Annotated in this window: 15 protein-coding genes and 1 pseudogene; 15 read left to right on the forward strand and 1 reads right to left on the reverse strand. The window is 39.4% G+C overall.

All coding sequences use genetic code 11. The features are described 5' to 3' along the window. Nucleotides 1–21 precede the first annotated feature (21 nt). Genes AA980_RS21620 through AA980_RS21635 form a run of 4 tightly spaced genes read left to right on the forward strand, consistent with a single transcriptional unit; the run spans nt 22 to nt 4,049 of the window. Nucleotides 22–678, forward strand: a complete 657-nt coding sequence (locus tag AA980_RS21620) for a DUF4129 domain-containing protein (protein ID WP_024027985.1) — start codon at nt 22–24, stop codon at nt 676–678. Then, entirely contained in the window at nt 675–1,811 is a 1,137-nt protein-coding gene (locus AA980_RS21625) for a DUF4350 domain-containing protein (protein ID WP_024027984.1), read from the forward strand. Before AA980_RS21620 ends, AA980_RS21625 begins: the two co-directional genes overlap by 4 nt. Further along, nucleotides 1,808–2,737, forward strand: a complete 930-nt coding sequence (locus AA980_RS21630; protein WP_024027983.1) for an AAA family ATPase — start codon at nt 1,808–1,810, stop codon at nt 2,735–2,737. Before AA980_RS21625 ends, AA980_RS21630 begins: the two co-directional genes overlap by 4 nt. Further along, entirely contained in the window at nt 2,688–4,049 is a 1,362-nt protein-coding gene (locus AA980_RS21635; protein ID WP_034723826.1) for a DUF58 domain-containing protein, read from the forward strand. Before AA980_RS21630 ends, AA980_RS21635 begins: the two co-directional genes overlap by 50 nt. On the opposite strand, the gene AA980_RS21640 is transcribed toward AA980_RS21635, so the two are convergent. Next, nucleotides 4,027–5,001 carry a stage II sporulation protein M gene (locus AA980_RS21640; protein ID WP_024027981.1) on the reverse strand — a complete coding sequence of 325 codons (975 nt, stop codon included), beginning with the start codon at nt 4,999–5,001 and terminating at the stop codon, nt 4,027–4,029. The genes AA980_RS21635 and AA980_RS21640 overlap by 23 nt on opposite strands. 124 nt (nt 5,002–5,125) lie before the next feature. On the opposite strand from AA980_RS21640, the gene AA980_RS21645 reads away from it, so the two are divergent. The 11 genes and pseudogenes from AA980_RS21645 (at nt 5,126) to AA980_RS21695 (ending at nt 14,549) form a co-directional block, all read left to right on the forward strand. Beyond that, complete coding sequence (locus AA980_RS21645) at nt 5,126–5,929, forward strand: RDD family protein (protein ID WP_024027980.1); 804 nt, start codon at nt 5,126–5,128, stop codon at nt 5,927–5,929. A 495-nt stretch (nt 5,930–6,424) separates the two neighbouring features. Next, complete coding sequence (locus tag AA980_RS21650) at nt 6,425–6,958, forward strand: RNA polymerase sigma factor (RefSeq protein WP_024030417.1); 534 nt, start codon at nt 6,425–6,427, stop codon at nt 6,956–6,958. Next, on the forward strand, nt 6,939–7,853 hold the full coding sequence (locus AA980_RS21655) for a hypothetical protein (protein WP_024030416.1): 915 nt from the start codon (nt 6,939–6,941) through the stop codon (nt 7,851–7,853). The genes AA980_RS21650 and AA980_RS21655 overlap by 20 nt, the downstream gene beginning before the upstream one ends. Before the next feature lie 141 nt (nt 7,854–7,994). After that, a complete protein-coding gene (locus tag AA980_RS21660; RefSeq protein ID WP_024030415.1) occupies nt 7,995–8,543 on the forward strand; it encodes a sigma-70 family RNA polymerase sigma factor in 549 nt (182 codons plus the stop codon). After that, complete coding sequence (locus AA980_RS25930) at nt 8,544–9,257, forward strand: DUF4367 domain-containing protein (RefSeq protein WP_024030414.1); 714 nt, start codon at nt 8,544–8,546, stop codon at nt 9,255–9,257. It abuts the gene before it with no gap. A gap of 20 nt (nt 9,258–9,277) precedes the next feature. After that, entirely contained in the window at nt 9,278–9,739 is a 462-nt protein-coding gene (locus AA980_RS25935; RefSeq protein ID WP_024030413.1) for a hypothetical protein, read from the forward strand. A 254-nt stretch (nt 9,740–9,993) separates the two neighbouring features. After that, nucleotides 9,994–10,923 (forward strand): ABC transporter ATP-binding protein, encoded by a 930-nt coding sequence (locus AA980_RS21675; protein ID WP_024030412.1) that lies wholly within the window; start codon nt 9,994–9,996, stop codon nt 10,921–10,923. Further along, nucleotides 10,920–12,020 (forward strand): annotated as a pseudogene (locus AA980_RS21680) (ABC transporter permease). The gene AA980_RS21675 and the pseudogene AA980_RS21680 overlap by 4 nt, the downstream one beginning before the upstream one ends. Before the next feature lie 16 nt (nt 12,021–12,036). Beyond that, nucleotides 12,037–12,471: a DUF6526 family protein gene (locus AA980_RS21685; protein ID WP_024030411.1), complete on the forward strand. Its 435-nt coding sequence runs from the start codon at nt 12,037–12,039 to the stop codon at nt 12,469–12,471. 178 nt (nt 12,472–12,649) lie between these two features. Next, nucleotides 12,650–13,225, forward strand: a complete 576-nt coding sequence (locus AA980_RS21690; protein WP_024030410.1) for a GNAT family N-acetyltransferase — start codon at nt 12,650–12,652, stop codon at nt 13,223–13,225. A 337-nt stretch (nt 13,226–13,562) separates the two neighbouring features. After that, complete coding sequence (locus AA980_RS21695) at nt 13,563–14,549, forward strand: ketoacyl-ACP synthase III (RefSeq protein ID WP_034724848.1); 987 nt, start codon at nt 13,563–13,565, stop codon at nt 14,547–14,549. The last annotated feature ends 17 nt before the right edge of the window (nt 14,550–14,566 follow it).

Raw genomic sequence — 14,566 nt, forward strand, 5'->3', positions numbered from 1 at the left:
TAAATAAGTTAGGTGAGGATTATGCTTGATGCTAATAAAGCAAGGGATGAACTGAAAGAGATATTAAATACAAAAGAATATCAGATTTATCACAATGAATCCAAAGGCTTGATTGAAACCTTATGGGAAAAAGCAAAACAATGGATTGCCGAGCAGCTGCTGAAATTATTTCCTTCCATGGAATCTGCCGGCAGTGCCTCTGGGCCCATTCTTATTGTGATTATTGTCGTGGTTGTATTCTTTTTGGCCTTTGCAGCCATTTTTATGATCCGCAATCACAACCGAAATAAACTGCTGCGTAACAAAAAGCCGCTTCAATCGATGAACGAAATCAATTGGTCGTCCGAAAGGCATTTACAGGAAGCTAAAAAACAAGAGGGTTTAGCAGAATACACGCTTGCTACCCGTCACCTGTTTTTAGCGCTCCTCCTTAATTTTCACGAAAAGGATTGGCTTGAGGCACGAATTTGGAAAACCAATTGGGAGTATTATGAGGAACTGCGAAAAGTCAATCAACAATGGGCCGGGAAATTTAATGATCTTGCAGCATTATTTGATGAAGTGACCTATGGTAAGCGGAAGGTCCAAGAAAAAGAATATCAACTTTTTCAAATGGAAGTAGGAAGAATGCTTGAGGAATATGAGCAAACACTTGATAGGGCGGAGGAGAATACTTGAAGAACCTTAAACCTAAGAGACAGGGATGGATTTGGTTGACTGTTCTGCTCCTCGTTTTTATCCTGATTAGTATTTTTGTCAGCTCTCAAAAGCCAAAGCAATATCCCAATTATGTCTCAAATTCTCCTTCTCCAACCGGTTTGAAGGCATTGTATACATATTTACAAAAGGAAGTTCGTGTTAACAGCTGGACAGCAGAACCTCTGAAGCTTCCGAAACAAGGTGAAGAAAAACTTCTGGTGATGGTTGAACCTTCTTTTATTCCGGAAACAGAAGAAATGGAGGCCTATCAGGACTTTATGAAGGCCGGAAATACGATTCTTTTATTCCAAACCAATCCTAAAGGGATGTTTGATTTGGACACGGTTCCTAAGCAGCCTTCCCCCAATCATGAAGTAAAATGGTATGGGGAAAATCAGAGAACCTTTAAGACCGAAATAAACTCTCCCTTCCGCATAGTGACAAACAAGGATGACGCGGTTCGTATTGAAGATGCTGGCGGCGGTGCGATTGCACTGAAACGGTCTGTTGGCAAAGGACAATTAATCGTTGCGATTACTCCAGAGTGGCTGATAAATGACAACCTGTTAAAGAAGGACAATTTAGCACTTGTTCTCAACTTGTTCAATGAAGCAAAAACAGGGACTGTTTTATTTGATGAATATATTCATGGCAGTCAGAATGGTTCATCAATTATGACGGTATACCCGATGTGGTTTTTACTGCTCCTTCTCCAAGGAATACTGCTGATGATGCTGTGGCTGTGGTTCAAAGGAAAGCGGTTCGGACCACTGCTTGTTCCAAGGGAAGAGTCGGTTCGTTTTAGTGACGAAGGAATACGGGCGATCACGGCTTGGTATCTCCGCGGCAGACGGTACCACGATTCCTTATTGATTCAGGCTGACTATCTTAAATTATTATTACAAGAGCGTTGGCGAATTCCATATCGGATTGAATGGAAGGATCTGTCTAGTTTTTTAGTGCGACAACACATTGGGATGCAGGAAAATGAAATTCGCCCATTTTTAATTGGGTTGACCAATATACTTGAAAAAGAAAAAGTTAGTAAACAGGAATATTTGCTTTGGTCAAGGAGTCTTGAGCAATTACGGAAAGAGGTGGAGGAAGGATGAACAAAGAATTAACAGCCTTTTTAGAAAAATATGAGCAGCGGATTTTAGGGCAAAGTCTAAATCTCAGGCTCTTGCTATCGGCGATTTTGTCTGGGGGGCATGTCCTGCTCGAAGGGGTGCCAGGCACCGGAAAAACACAAATGGTACGAACTCTGGCCAGTCTGCTTGGCGGTGATTTTAATCGTATCCAATTTACCCCCGACCTGCTTCCAAGTGATATTACCGGAAGCACGATTTACAATATGAAGGAAAGCAGCTTTCAAACCTTAAAAGGTCCGATTTTCACGAATATTCTTTTAGCGGATGAAATCAACCGGACACCGGCAAAGACACAGGCAGCTTTACTTGAGGCAATGGAAGAAAAACAAGTCACAATCCAAGGTGAAACCTATCCATTACCAGAGGTGTTTTTTGTAGTAGCGACCCAAAACCCGATTGAATTTGAAGGAACCTATCCGCTGCCGGAAGCTCAACAGGATCGTTTTCTTTTTAAGCTGCTCATTGATTTCCCCTCCTTTGAGGAAGAGAAAAATGTCTTAAGGCAAGTCATTGAAAACAGTTTTGACGCAAAGATTGTTTCTGCCATTCTTGATTTAGACAGTTTTTTATCGATTAGAAGAGAGATAGAAAGAGTGACGGTGGGAGAAAATGTAATCGATTATACGATGCAAATTGTCAGGAAAACGCGGGAATCAGAAGCGATTCGCTTTGGTGCAAGTACAAGAGCAGGAATATCGATTGGAAAAGCGGCGCAAGCGTGGGCATACATGAAAGGCCGGAACTATGTAACACCGGATGATATCAAAATGGTCGCGAAACCGGCTTTAAGACACCGAATTCAGTTATCCCCGCATGTAGAATTGGAGGGATCTACCGTTGACCAGATCATTGAAGAACTTGTGGGGTCGGTTCCTGTTCCAAGATAGAGGAGTTTTACCAACTAAACGGTTTATGATGGCTGTAATTGTATTGTCGCTTGGATTAGTGATTGGTACAGCTTTTCGGGAGGTTTCATGGGGATTCGTCATCACCGTCAATTTGATTGTTTTTTTTGTCAGTCTAGGTGATTTACTGTTTTCACCGAAGAAAAAGGAGCTTAGCTTTAAACGTTTTCTGCCCTCAGAGCTGGAACGAGGGATACCCTATCAGGTGGAGCTGGAGGTAAGCAATCACTCCCAGCATGCTTGTTCCTTCCGTTTGATTGATGGATTGCCACAGACATTTGAACTCCCATTCCCTGTATCAGGCGTGGCCCAAAAGGAATCCACAACAATGATAACCTATGATACGACTGCCTTGGTTAGAGGTAAATATGAAATTAACAAACTTTATTTTCGCTATACCAGTTTCCTTGGTTTATGGGAAAAGCAAACGACTGTCGAATTAGAGGATTCTATAAAAGTCCTGCCGGATTTAACAGAAACCAAACAATATCTCGAAAATGCACAAAAATTTCTCGTTTACGAAGGACTGAACATTCGCAGACAGCGTAGTGGAGTTGGTGATTTTGCAAAGATTAGAAGTTATGTAGTTGGTGACGATCCGCGTAAAATCAACTGGCGGCAAACGGCGAAACTCCAAGAAGTGATGACTAATGAGTATGAGCCAGAGCACGGGAAATATATTACCATCTTAATTGATTGCGGGAGAATGATGGGGGCGGAATTGACAAAAGGGAATCGCTTAGAGAGAGCTTTAGAAGCGGCGCTGACCGTAACAGTGGCGGCGCTGCAAAAAGGCGATTATGTTTCTGTTCTTGCTTTTTCGAAGGAAATAAAAGTCTTTGTTCCACCAGCGAAAGGGATGGCCCATTTGCAGACGATTCTCCAAGCGATTTATCATCTCCAGGTGGATGCAGCCGAGTCTAATTATGGAGCAGTCCTGCAATATTTAGAAATGATGCAAAAGAAGCGAAGTCTGCTGTTATTATTCAGCGACGTAAGGACGTTTCTTCATGAGGAAAGTGCGCTAATCTTTTTTAAGCGGCTAAGACAGCGGCATCTATTTTTGATGATTGGGATTGAGGATCAGACTCTAATAAAAAGAACAAAAGCGGAGCCGATTGACGTGCAGGCAGCCATGCTGAAAAGTATCGCCCAGCAGCAAATTGTTATTAAGAAACGGGAAAAAATAAAATGGGAAAAACAGGGCCTCCAATTAATAGAGGCCCGGGAGGAGAAATTGGCGATTGCGGCCGTTTCCCATTATATCGAGATTATGAATCAAAACCTTTTGTAGTTTTCAGAAGTCTTAGCCGTCCAATGACAACATAAAGGATTAAACCAATTACCGTTAATATGGCAACAATATACTTTGCTTCTAATGAGATGGCGGCCGGTGTGATAAAACCTTCAATCACGCCGGCAATAACAAATAAGGGAATCGTCCCCAGCAGGAGCTGCACGGACCGTTTCGCTTGCCGCTTTAGCTGATAGCCTCTGGAAAATTGTCCCGGAACAAAGAGCTGGTAGCCCATTAACAGCCCGGCGCCGCCGGCAATGAAAATCGCTGTCAGCTCAATCATCCCATGCGGGACAATATAGGCCCAAAAATCATAGGACTTGCCGTGATGCCAAAATAGGGCAGCGAGTGCACCAATAAGAATTCCGTTATAAACCATTAAGTAGACGGTCAATAGGCCAAATGTTATCCCGCCGGCAAAGGCTAATATTGCAACCTTGATGTTGTTCGTCATAATACTTGCAGACATCAAGGAGGAGTCAACCGCTCCATCATGGCTTCCCAGCTGCTCAGGGTTCACGCCTTGAGCCATATCCGCCGGAAGAATCGAATAAATATGGAGCGGGTCATTCATGACTGAAAGAAAGCTCCCTAAGGCACCAATGATAAACAAAATCAGCGCGATCAAGACAAATTTCCACTGCTCTAATAATAAACCAATAAATTTTGTGCTGAAAAAATAACGAATTTGTTTTAGGCTTGAAACTTGATCTTTGTACATCAAGTTATGTGATTTAGAAACAAGACCGTTCAAATAGTGTGTTACTTCATCTGTGGGAAAATAGGTCTGACTATAGGAAAGATTCTGGGCTGCCTTTTGATAGAGTCGATGAAAGAGAGTAATATTGGCCCCGGTTACCGTATTTCGCCGCTTCCCTAAAGCGGTCACCAGCTGTTCAAGCTCTTTCCATTCTTCACGATGCAGTTTTACAAATTGCTTTACATTCATTCTGACACCTCTTGTTATCATTACGCGATTATGTATTTTTTTACTATTCTTCTTATTATAATAATTTCAGAGAAAAATAGAAACAGCTTTAGATAAAATCACCATAGAGAATGGGGGAAACCTTATGAACCAAGGACAAATGGAGATTAAAACACCGGAATACGTCTCGCTTCAATTTCAAGTCGCTGGTTTAGGCAGCAGAGCAGCAGCCTTTATCATTGATCAGATTCTTTTAAACGTTGTTAACATTCTGGCACTCATTGTTGTCTTTCTGATTATGGACGGAATGTCACCACTGCCGTTTTATTTCTTTGAGGACACTCTTCCTATAGCTATTACGATTATTGCCTTGTTTATCATTAATTGGGGATATTTTTTTGCATTTGAATTTTTTTCAGGCGGAAGAACGATTGGCAAGAAGCTGATAGGTATTAGAGTCATCCAAGAAAATGGTCACAGTATTACCTTGCTATCAAGCTTTATCCGCAATCTGTTACGGATTATTGATACGTTGCCGACAGCTTATTTTCTAGGGATTATCATGGTATTTTTTCATTCGAAGCATAAGCGGCTGGGGGATCTTGTCGCTGGAACGATTGTGGTCCATGAGCGAAAGGCGAAACGGAAAAAGAAACTAACTCCGATTGAAAAAGAAATCGCGAGCAGAGCGATTTCAAAGGATGATCTTATCATCGATGAATGGACGATAAAGGCTTTTACGGCGAGAGATTGGAAGCTAATGAATACATACGCCGGTCGTTTTACACAATTACCATTGGTGGAGAAGAATCAACTCACAAGACAGATTTCCGAGATTCTGCTACCGAAAATTGGACAAGATGTGCTTGGGAAAAACGAACAGGATTTGGAAAACATACTGCTTGTACTCTATTTAAATCTTAGAGATGAATGGGAATTTGACATGTAACGATAGACTGCCATTCTTGGCGGTCTATTTTTTATGATAGGTTCATAGTGCCCGTGGACAGGGAAAAAAGTTACGAACTGGCACTATAAGAGGTTCATACTGCCCGCGGACAGGGAAAAAAGTCACGAGCGGGCACTATAAGAGGTTCATACTGCCCGTGGACAGAGAAAAATGACACGAACGGGCAAAATGGGAGGTTCATACTGCCCGTGGACAGAGAAAAATGACACGAACGGGCAAAATGGGAGGTTCATACTGCCCGAGGACAGGAAAAAAAGACATGAACGGGCAAAATGGAAGGTTCATACTGCCCGTGGACAGGAAAAAAAGACATGAACGGGCACTATAAGAGGTTCATACTGCCCGAGGACAGGAAAAAAAGTCACGGACGGGCACTATGAAAAATAAAAACAACATACCATTTTAAAAAAGTGTCACATTTTTTGCTTCATGACGACTTATGAGTAAGAAAGAAAAAAAGAAGGTGATGGGGGCTTGAGTAAGGACAAAGAAGAGCTTGTGATGGACTGGTATGAACAGTATTATGATCATATTTATCGGTTTATTTTATTTATGATTGGTGATAAGCAATCATGCGAGGATTTGGTTCACGACACTTTTTTGCGGGCATTCACAGGACTTGAGCGATTTGAAAACCGCTCAGCTGCGAAAACATGGCTGTTTGGAATTGCGAGATATTTGGTCCTTGATGAAATTCGCAAACGAAAACGAAAAAGGCTTTTTAACGTGATTGGCTTTTCTCATGAAATACCTTCCTCGATTAATGTTGAACAGTTAATCGAGAATCGGGAGATAATACTCCAGCAAATGCAATATATACAATCACTGAAACCAAATTATCGTCTCGTGATTACGTTACTCAAGATTGAAGAGTGTTCAACAAAAGAAGCAGCGGAGATTCTCGATTGGTCAGAAGCAAAAGTTAGAAAAACATTATCAAGGGCAATGCAATCTCTTAGGAAAATGAACGAAAAAGGAGGGGAAACCCGTGGCGAACAACCAATTTAATGATCAATGGGAGCTGCTAAAGCAAGTTGGGTCAACAGACAAGCAAAAAGATGTAATCAGAAGAAGAATTAGACAATCAATCGCACAAGCCCCCTCTAAAGCTCGTCCATTTAAATTCCTGCATTGGAAAAGCATCGTCGCCGCCTCATTGCTTGTTGTGATTTTTGGAGGATTTCTGTTCATGTTGTTGGAGAAGAGCCCTAAGCTAAATAATGCTGACTATTTCACAGTTGATGATCAATTATTCAGCTGGAATCTTGAGGATGTCACAAGTAAAAAAATAGGCGGGCAATTAGAGCTTTATTACAAGAATAATCCGATTCCGTTTGGAACCGTACAAGAATTGACCGAAACAGAAAAGAACGCAACAATCGCATCTAAATCGATGTTTGTTAACAAAGAACTTGAACATTTTCCTTATAAAACCAATATGTATATTGAGCACGTAAAAATGCAGGACGTCGCCATCAGGTATTACTTCTTTATACCTTTGACAGCGGAAAAATGGCTACAGTTTACGTTTGATTATCCAAAGCTTGAGTACGCAAACATTTTTAAAGCTATGACAACATTAGAGCTTAAAGGGAAAAAATCTTATCATCATAATGAACCGCTTTACGTGACCTATGGCTACGAAAGGATGATTTACCCAGTTGACTTAGAACCAGTTTCTGATACATCTAGTAATTACGAAGTATATCGTTGGGAAGGTGCATCCAATAAGGCCTATCATCAATATGTAGAAAAAATTCTCCAGGATGTCAGTTGGCAGAAGAAATCCGGAAAAGGATTATCAACCACCTTTGTTTCAGTAGTCTTCCAGAATGAAGTTACCATCACTTTAAATGGTAATGAACTAACCTATGAATACTTCTACCCTGAACAGGATGAATAATTGGAAAAAACATGAGTAAAGTAAAATAATAATCTTCAAAATTCGTGACCGATTCAACAAATGTTGATTCGGTCTTTTTTTTTTTTCAAAGAGTGTAGCGCAAATCTTTTACTACCCGTCTATTATGGTGGAGGTGGTCAAATGGGAAGGCCTTCCCACAAAGATAACAACCTAAACTTCTCTAAAGATCCTTCTGCCGCGATTGAAGATATGATGAATCAATACGGTACACTTGTGTTGCGGACAGCCTATTTTTACTTAGGTGATCGTCATCTTGCTGAAGATATTAGTCAAGAGGTTTTTATGCTCGCTTATCGAAACTGGACGAAATTCCGTGGCGACAGCAGTGTGAAAACGTGGCTGATTAAAATAACGATTAATCGCTGTCGAGACCATTTACGATTAAAGAGATCCGCAGAGATTCCATCCGATCCTATTTTCATAAATGAACCCATTACGAGAAACCTTGAGGAAGAAGTTATCAAACGGATGAACAGGACCGAGATTTTAAAGCATGTTTTAACATTGCCTCTACATTATCAAGAGGTACTCTATTTATTCTATTACTTGGATTTTAATACGTTAGAAATTGCAAAAGCGACCGGCGATCCAGAAGGTACCATTCGCGGGAGACTCCATCGTGCGAGAAAATTATTGGGAGGACTACTGGAAAAGGAGGGGTTTCAGTAAATGACTGATCCGAAAAAAGACATAAAGAAAGTGTTATCGGAAGAACTAGATCAGACATTGTTTGAATCGCTGGATTTCCATTCACGGCTTCAAGACGAAGTGAGGGAAAAATTAACCGTAGATTATCAAAAGGGAAATGGACCAACCTGGTTAGCATTTTTTCGGAAAAGAAGAGTTTACAGCACCATGTTGGTCACTGCGGCTGTTTGCCTAGTCTTCTTTTCTAGTTGGTTATTAAGAGAAGATAATTCAAATCAGGCCCAGCCAAAGACAACATTGGATAACCCCACCCTTTTTCGAAGTGAGGGCAATAACTCCACTGATCCACTTGTGAGAAAGTCATGGGCTTTGAACAGTGAGAACGAAGCAAGACAAGTTTTCGGGACTGATGTTCTGTTACCGACCTATACCCCGGATCAATATAAATTGGATGGCATTTATGGTTATGGCAGCAGTAAGGAGCAGATCAATAAGCTTGTTTTCACTTATTTCCATGAAGATCAATCATATTTAGTGATCATCGAAAGAAACATGTTGGAGGACATACCACATCGATTTGAAGAGCTAGATATTAACGGGACCAAGGGGTATCTGATACCGGTGGACGAGAATACGGATACTGAGCTTCATTGGTATCTGAATGATATCCATTACATGATAATAGGGGCTATCCCTACTGAAGAAGCCGTAAAAATTGCGAAATCATTTAAATAATAAATTGGGAGGAACATAAAATGAAACTTAAAATGCTGATGGCATTTATATTGGGGCTTTGCGTTCCATTTATGACAACCTTAACAACATTTGCTGCTGAGCCAAATGCGGCTATGCTTGAGAAACAAAAAGAGGTCGATAAAATTATTTTTGAAGATAAAAAAGAGGAGTTAGCTGAAAAAGGCATTACGGTTACGCACACCGCACCACTAGAAAATACCATTGAAATTGGCGTGCAGCCTTATAACGAAGAAACAATCCAATATATAATTGAGTTTTTTGGAGAGAAAAATGTAACCGTTGTAGATGGCGGACAGCAAGCTGTAATTATGACCGCAAATAGTAACGAACTGTTACGGGACGGCGGGGCTCCTGAAGAAAGCAGCTCCGTACTTAAGCCAATCTATATTTTAGCGGCGATTATTGTCCTTTGCGGGGGAATCTCAGTAATCTTGATTCGAAAAAAACTGCAAAAAAGCTAATTAAACGAACCATCTTGGTCATCCATTGTCAAAAAGGAGATAACTAAGATGGTTTCTTTTTTATTTCCAGTAATTCAAAATATTTGCTAAGTTACCGAACTGGTATTTGTTTTTACTTTTAGAGGAATAAACTATTTTTTGTAGAATATTGGTATTTAGAGTTGTTTTTAACAAGAACAAGTGACCACAAATTATCAAGAATGATGATTAAACGAACAGTGCAGCATGTATGCTTAATAATTGGAGTGTGAAAAATGGGTTCTCAAGAAGAAATCATTCAAGTAATCAATCTAGTGAAAACATATGGCGATTTCACAGCAGTAAAGGGAGTCGAATTTCAGGTTCAAAAAGGAGAAGTTTTCGGTCTTCTCGGTCCAAATGGTGCGGGAAAAACCACAACGTTAGAAATGTTGGTCGGGCTTAGAAAACCCGATCAAGGGACAGCGATCGTTGGTGGATTTGACATCAAAAAAGAATTAAAAAAGGTAAAAGAGGTCATCGGTGTTCAATTACAATCGACGTCACTCTTTGAACTGCTTACAGTTGAAGAAATCTTACATTTATACGCAAGCTTTTATCCGAAACAGGTTTCCATTCCTACATTAATTGAGGAGATGCTGCTAGCCGAGAAAAGGAAAAGTCGGATTAAAAGTCTATCAGGAGGACAGAAACAGAGACTGGCCATTGCCCTGGCACTTGTTCATGACCCATGGATCATCTTCTTAGATGAGCCAACAACAGGGCTTGACCCACAGGCACGAAGAACACTTTGGGATATTATCCTCCTATTAAAAAAGAAAGGGAAAACCATTGTCCTTACCACCCATTACATGGATGAGGCACATGTATTATGTGACCGAATTGCGATCATGAACCAAGGCGAGCTTATTGCGTTAGACACACCGTCCCAGCTTGTAAAAAACCTACAGTCAGATAGTGCGGTGGAGTTTCGGTTTGAAAATGAATCCGCTGAAGTGGAGTTACATGAAATCGAAGGTGTAACAAAGGTTGGGAATCATAAGGATGTTTTTGTTCTATATACAGATGATCTTCAACTCACCTTAACAAGTTTGATTCAGATAGCTTCGGATAAACAACTTAAATTAACAGATTTGCAAACAAGAACAGCTACATTAGAAGATGTGTTTTTACATATGACCGGAAGGAGTTTAAGAGAAGGATGAGAGCTTACTGGCAACTAACTTTATCGCAGCTGCGGATTTTCCTTCGGAATCGTCAGGTCTTGTTTTGGACGCTGGCTTTTCCGCTTTTCCTCATGGTGATCATGGGTTCATTTTTAGCAAATGGTAATGGAATTTCTTTAACAATTGGTGTTGTAGACCAAGACTAATCGTTTCAATCAAAGATATTAATAACCACACTAATTGATAACAAAGCATTAACTGTCCAAATTGAAAAGGGCGAAAGTACAGCTTTAAACAAATTGAAAAAAGATGATTTACAGCTAGTTGTCGTCATCCCCAAAGGATACGATACAAGCTTAAATAGTCCACCAGCAAAAAATGCCCCCTACTTACTTCCTGTTTACTTCAATGAAACGAACATAGCCGTATCACAAGTCGGTCTTCAGGTAGTAAGTAATATTGTTGATGGAATTAGTAAAGGCATCCTGGATTATCATCCTGTAGTTGCAATGGATATGAAAGGGGTCGAAACGCTAAATATTAAGTATATTGATTTTTTAGTGCCAGGGATTGTCGCGATGATGATTATGAGTAACAACTTGAATGGTGTTGCTGGTCAAATTGCTGCCTGGAGAGAGCGGGGAATTTTAAGAAGAATGCAAGGAACCACTTTAAAGGCATCTACTTTTATTGCGGCGCAAATTACTGCCCGCCTTGTATTGAATGGGCTGCAAGCGCTTATTGTTCTAGGAGTAGGCAATTTGATTTTTGGTGTTGAAGTCCGCGGGTCGTGGTTTACATTAATCAGTTTTGTCATCTTAGGGACACTGGCTTTTATGGCGATTGGATTTATTATTGCAGGCATCGCTAAAACACCAGAAAGTGCAGGGCCAATTGCCGGATTTCTGTCCTTTCCGATGCTATTTTTGGGAGGCGTGTTTTTCCCGATTAAAAATATGCCGGAATTTCTGCAGCCAATTGTTCAGATTTTACCGATTGCCCATCTTAGCCACGCATTACGAGAAACGATGAATGTTGGTGCTTCGTTTCTGAGCTTAGGGACAGAGGCACTAATCTTAGGCGGTTGGCTTGTTGGCGCATTTATCATTGCCAGCTATGTGTTTAAATGGGAATAGGATGAGGAGGAGGAAAATGAGGAAACAAGATTATCAATCACATGTTCGAGTGCATCCGATTTATCATTATGTTTTGCAGTTATTATTATTAGGAACGTTAGTAACTACTATTGTCTATATGGTTCGTTCCATCATTCAGGAGGAGAACATACTTCTATCGATAATCCTTTTTCTGATGATGATAATCATTGTAATCATCGCAGTACTTTTACGGTTATATCCATTAAAGGCCCAAGATCGGGCAATTCGTGCGGAAGAGAACCTTCGTTACTATGTATTAACAGGTGAGTTATTGGATCCTAAACTCAGTTTCGCGCAAGTGGTAGCGTTACGTTTTGCAAGTGACAAGGAATTTCCTGAGTTAAGTAAGCGGGCAGCAGAGGAAAATTTAAAACCGAATGAAATTAAGAAAGCGATTCAAAATTGGCGAGCAGACCATAATCGAATATAAATAAAGATATACACGTTTGATTTTATCTCAGACGTGTTTTTTTAAATAATATTTTGAGAATCAACCCTCGTAAATTTTCTGAGTACAAATATTCCAAGTGATAGGTAATCCGTATTAAATCTAAATAATAACACATACTTCCATTATGAAAATTAACATGAAATAAAGGAGTATGTTTATGCATTGGTATGAAAAGTTAAATCAATATTTTCCGGTTGAAGAAATGAAATCAAGAGAGCATATGGAAACTTTGCTTAAAGAGCGTTCTGAAATCTATCATAAAGATGAAGGGCCCAATCATGTTTTAATGTATGCGGAGCTCGACAATTTTGTTTTTATCGATTATCTATTCGTTTCGAAGAATGCCCGCGGCCAGGGGCTTGGTCACAAACTAATGGAAAAAATGAAAAGCAAGGGAAAACCGATCATCCTTGAAGTAGAACCAGTTAATTATAAGGACAGTGATACAGAAAAAAGGCTCCGTTATTATAAACGCGAAGGCTTTGAGCATGCGGAATCTATCGGGTACGAGAGAAGATCACTTGCGACAAATGAGATTAATAAGATGGAAATCCTTTATTGGGCACCACATAATGAATCGGAAGAAATGATATTTAAAGCCATGAAAAAAACCTATGATTTGATTCACACCTATAAGGACCAACATTTTTATGGGGAATCCTACCAGCCAGTCGATGAGGTTTTGACCTTTAACGAAGAATCCCGGAATGGGAATATATTAGAAAATCTTTAATGAAATTAACTATACTCAAAAAAAGGTTAACCAAAATTTTTTAACTACACTAAAATGAAACAGGGTATATAAATTGAAAATTATATAATCTAAAACCTAATAGAAATCAAGGCACGCATATAAAAAGGCGGGTCTTTTTTTGTAGGCCATATTGTTGAATAAATATATCCTGATGTCTCTACAGATAGTAATTTACATTAAAGACATTCAAAAAATAAATAAAGATGGATCTACAAAATGTCGTTTCACTTTACTTTTTTTTCATCAAAATTTATACTAGGTACTAATACCAGGTATTAAAATTATAATAAATAGAAAAGTGAGGTATAGTCTTATGATTAAATCTAAAGCCCGTATTACAGCTATTGGTACCTATGTGCCTGAAAAGAAATTATTAAATGAAGACTTAGAAAAGATGGTGGATACTAATGATGAATGGATTGTTCAGAGAACTGGTATAAAGGAAAGGAGAATTGCTGGCGGGAAAGAGTATGCTTCTAATTTAGCTTATCATGCTATTGAGAATTTAATAAAAAAATATAAGAAAGATTTAGACGATGTTGATTGTATTATAGTAACAACTACAACTTCTGACTATGCATTTCCAAGTGTAGCATGCCAAATTCAGAATCATTTCAATATCCCTAGTACAGGAGCTTTTGATTTAAATGCTACTTGTGCAGGATTTACTTATGCTCTACATTTAGCTAACAACTTAATTACATCCGAAGCACATAAAAAGATTCTAGTTGTTGCAACTGAGACATTATCAAAAGTAACTGACTATAAAGATCGAACTACCTGTATTCTATTTGGGGACGGTGCTGGTGCTGTGCTCGTCGAATATGATAAAGAAAATCCTAGTTTCCTTGCTAGTCATATGGGAACTAATGGTGAAGGAGGCATTAATGTTTATAGAACAACCTTTGCAGCTACTATGGATGGTAACCCTTTAAACTCAACTGGAAAAATGGTTCAGAATGGTAGGGAAGTATATAAATGGGCGTCTCGTACTTTGCCATTAGGAATACAACAGTTATTGATCAAGACAGGTCTAACCGAAGAGGAGATCAATTGGTTTATACCACATAGTGCTAATCTAAGGATGATTGAATCAATATGTGAAAAATCCGGATTTCCCATAGAAAAAACATTGACTAGTATGAAGTACTTTGGAAATACCTCATCTGCTTCGATTCCATTATCATTAAATCTGGGAATAGAAGATGGAAAAGTTCGCAATGGAGATACTTTGTTATTATATGGTTTTGGAGGAGGACTTACACATTTAGGTCTTATCCTAACTTGGAATCTAAATAACTAATAAAAATAGGGGCATCG

This window comes from Neobacillus vireti (assembly GCF_001026695.1).
Classification (GTDB): domain Bacteria; phylum Bacillota; class Bacilli; order Bacillales; family Cytobacillaceae; genus Neobacillus; species Neobacillus vireti.

Coding starts and splice junctions, on each gene's coding strand:
- AA980_RS21690 (WP_024030410.1), top strand. CDS start 12,650: ATGCATTGGTATGAAAAGTTAAATCAATATTTTCCGGTTGAAGAAATG.
- AA980_RS25930 (WP_024030414.1), top strand. CDS start 8,544: ATGACTGATCCGAAAAAAGACATAAAGAAAGTGTTATCGGAAGAACTA.
- AA980_RS21660 (WP_024030415.1), top strand. CDS start 7,995: ATGGGAAGGCCTTCCCACAAAGATAACAACCTAAACTTCTCTAAAGAT.
- AA980_RS21645 (WP_024027980.1), top strand. CDS start 5,126: ATGAACCAAGGACAAATGGAGATTAAAACACCGGAATACGTCTCGCTT.
- AA980_RS21675 (WP_024030412.1), top strand. CDS start 9,994: ATGGGTTCTCAAGAAGAAATCATTCAAGTAATCAATCTAGTGAAAACA.
- AA980_RS25935 (WP_024030413.1), top strand. CDS start 9,278: ATGAAACTTAAAATGCTGATGGCATTTATATTGGGGCTTTGCGTTCCA.
- AA980_RS21630 (WP_024027983.1), top strand. CDS start 1,808: ATGAACAAAGAATTAACAGCCTTTTTAGAAAAATATGAGCAGCGGATT.
- AA980_RS21620 (WP_024027985.1), top strand. CDS start 22: ATGCTTGATGCTAATAAAGCAAGGGATGAACTGAAAGAGATATTAAAT.
- AA980_RS21640 (WP_024027981.1), bottom strand. CDS start 5,001: ATGAATGTAAAGCAATTTGTAAAACTGCATCGTGAAGAATGGAAAGAG.
- AA980_RS21685 (WP_024030411.1), top strand. CDS start 12,037: ATGAGGAAACAAGATTATCAATCACATGTTCGAGTGCATCCGATTTAT.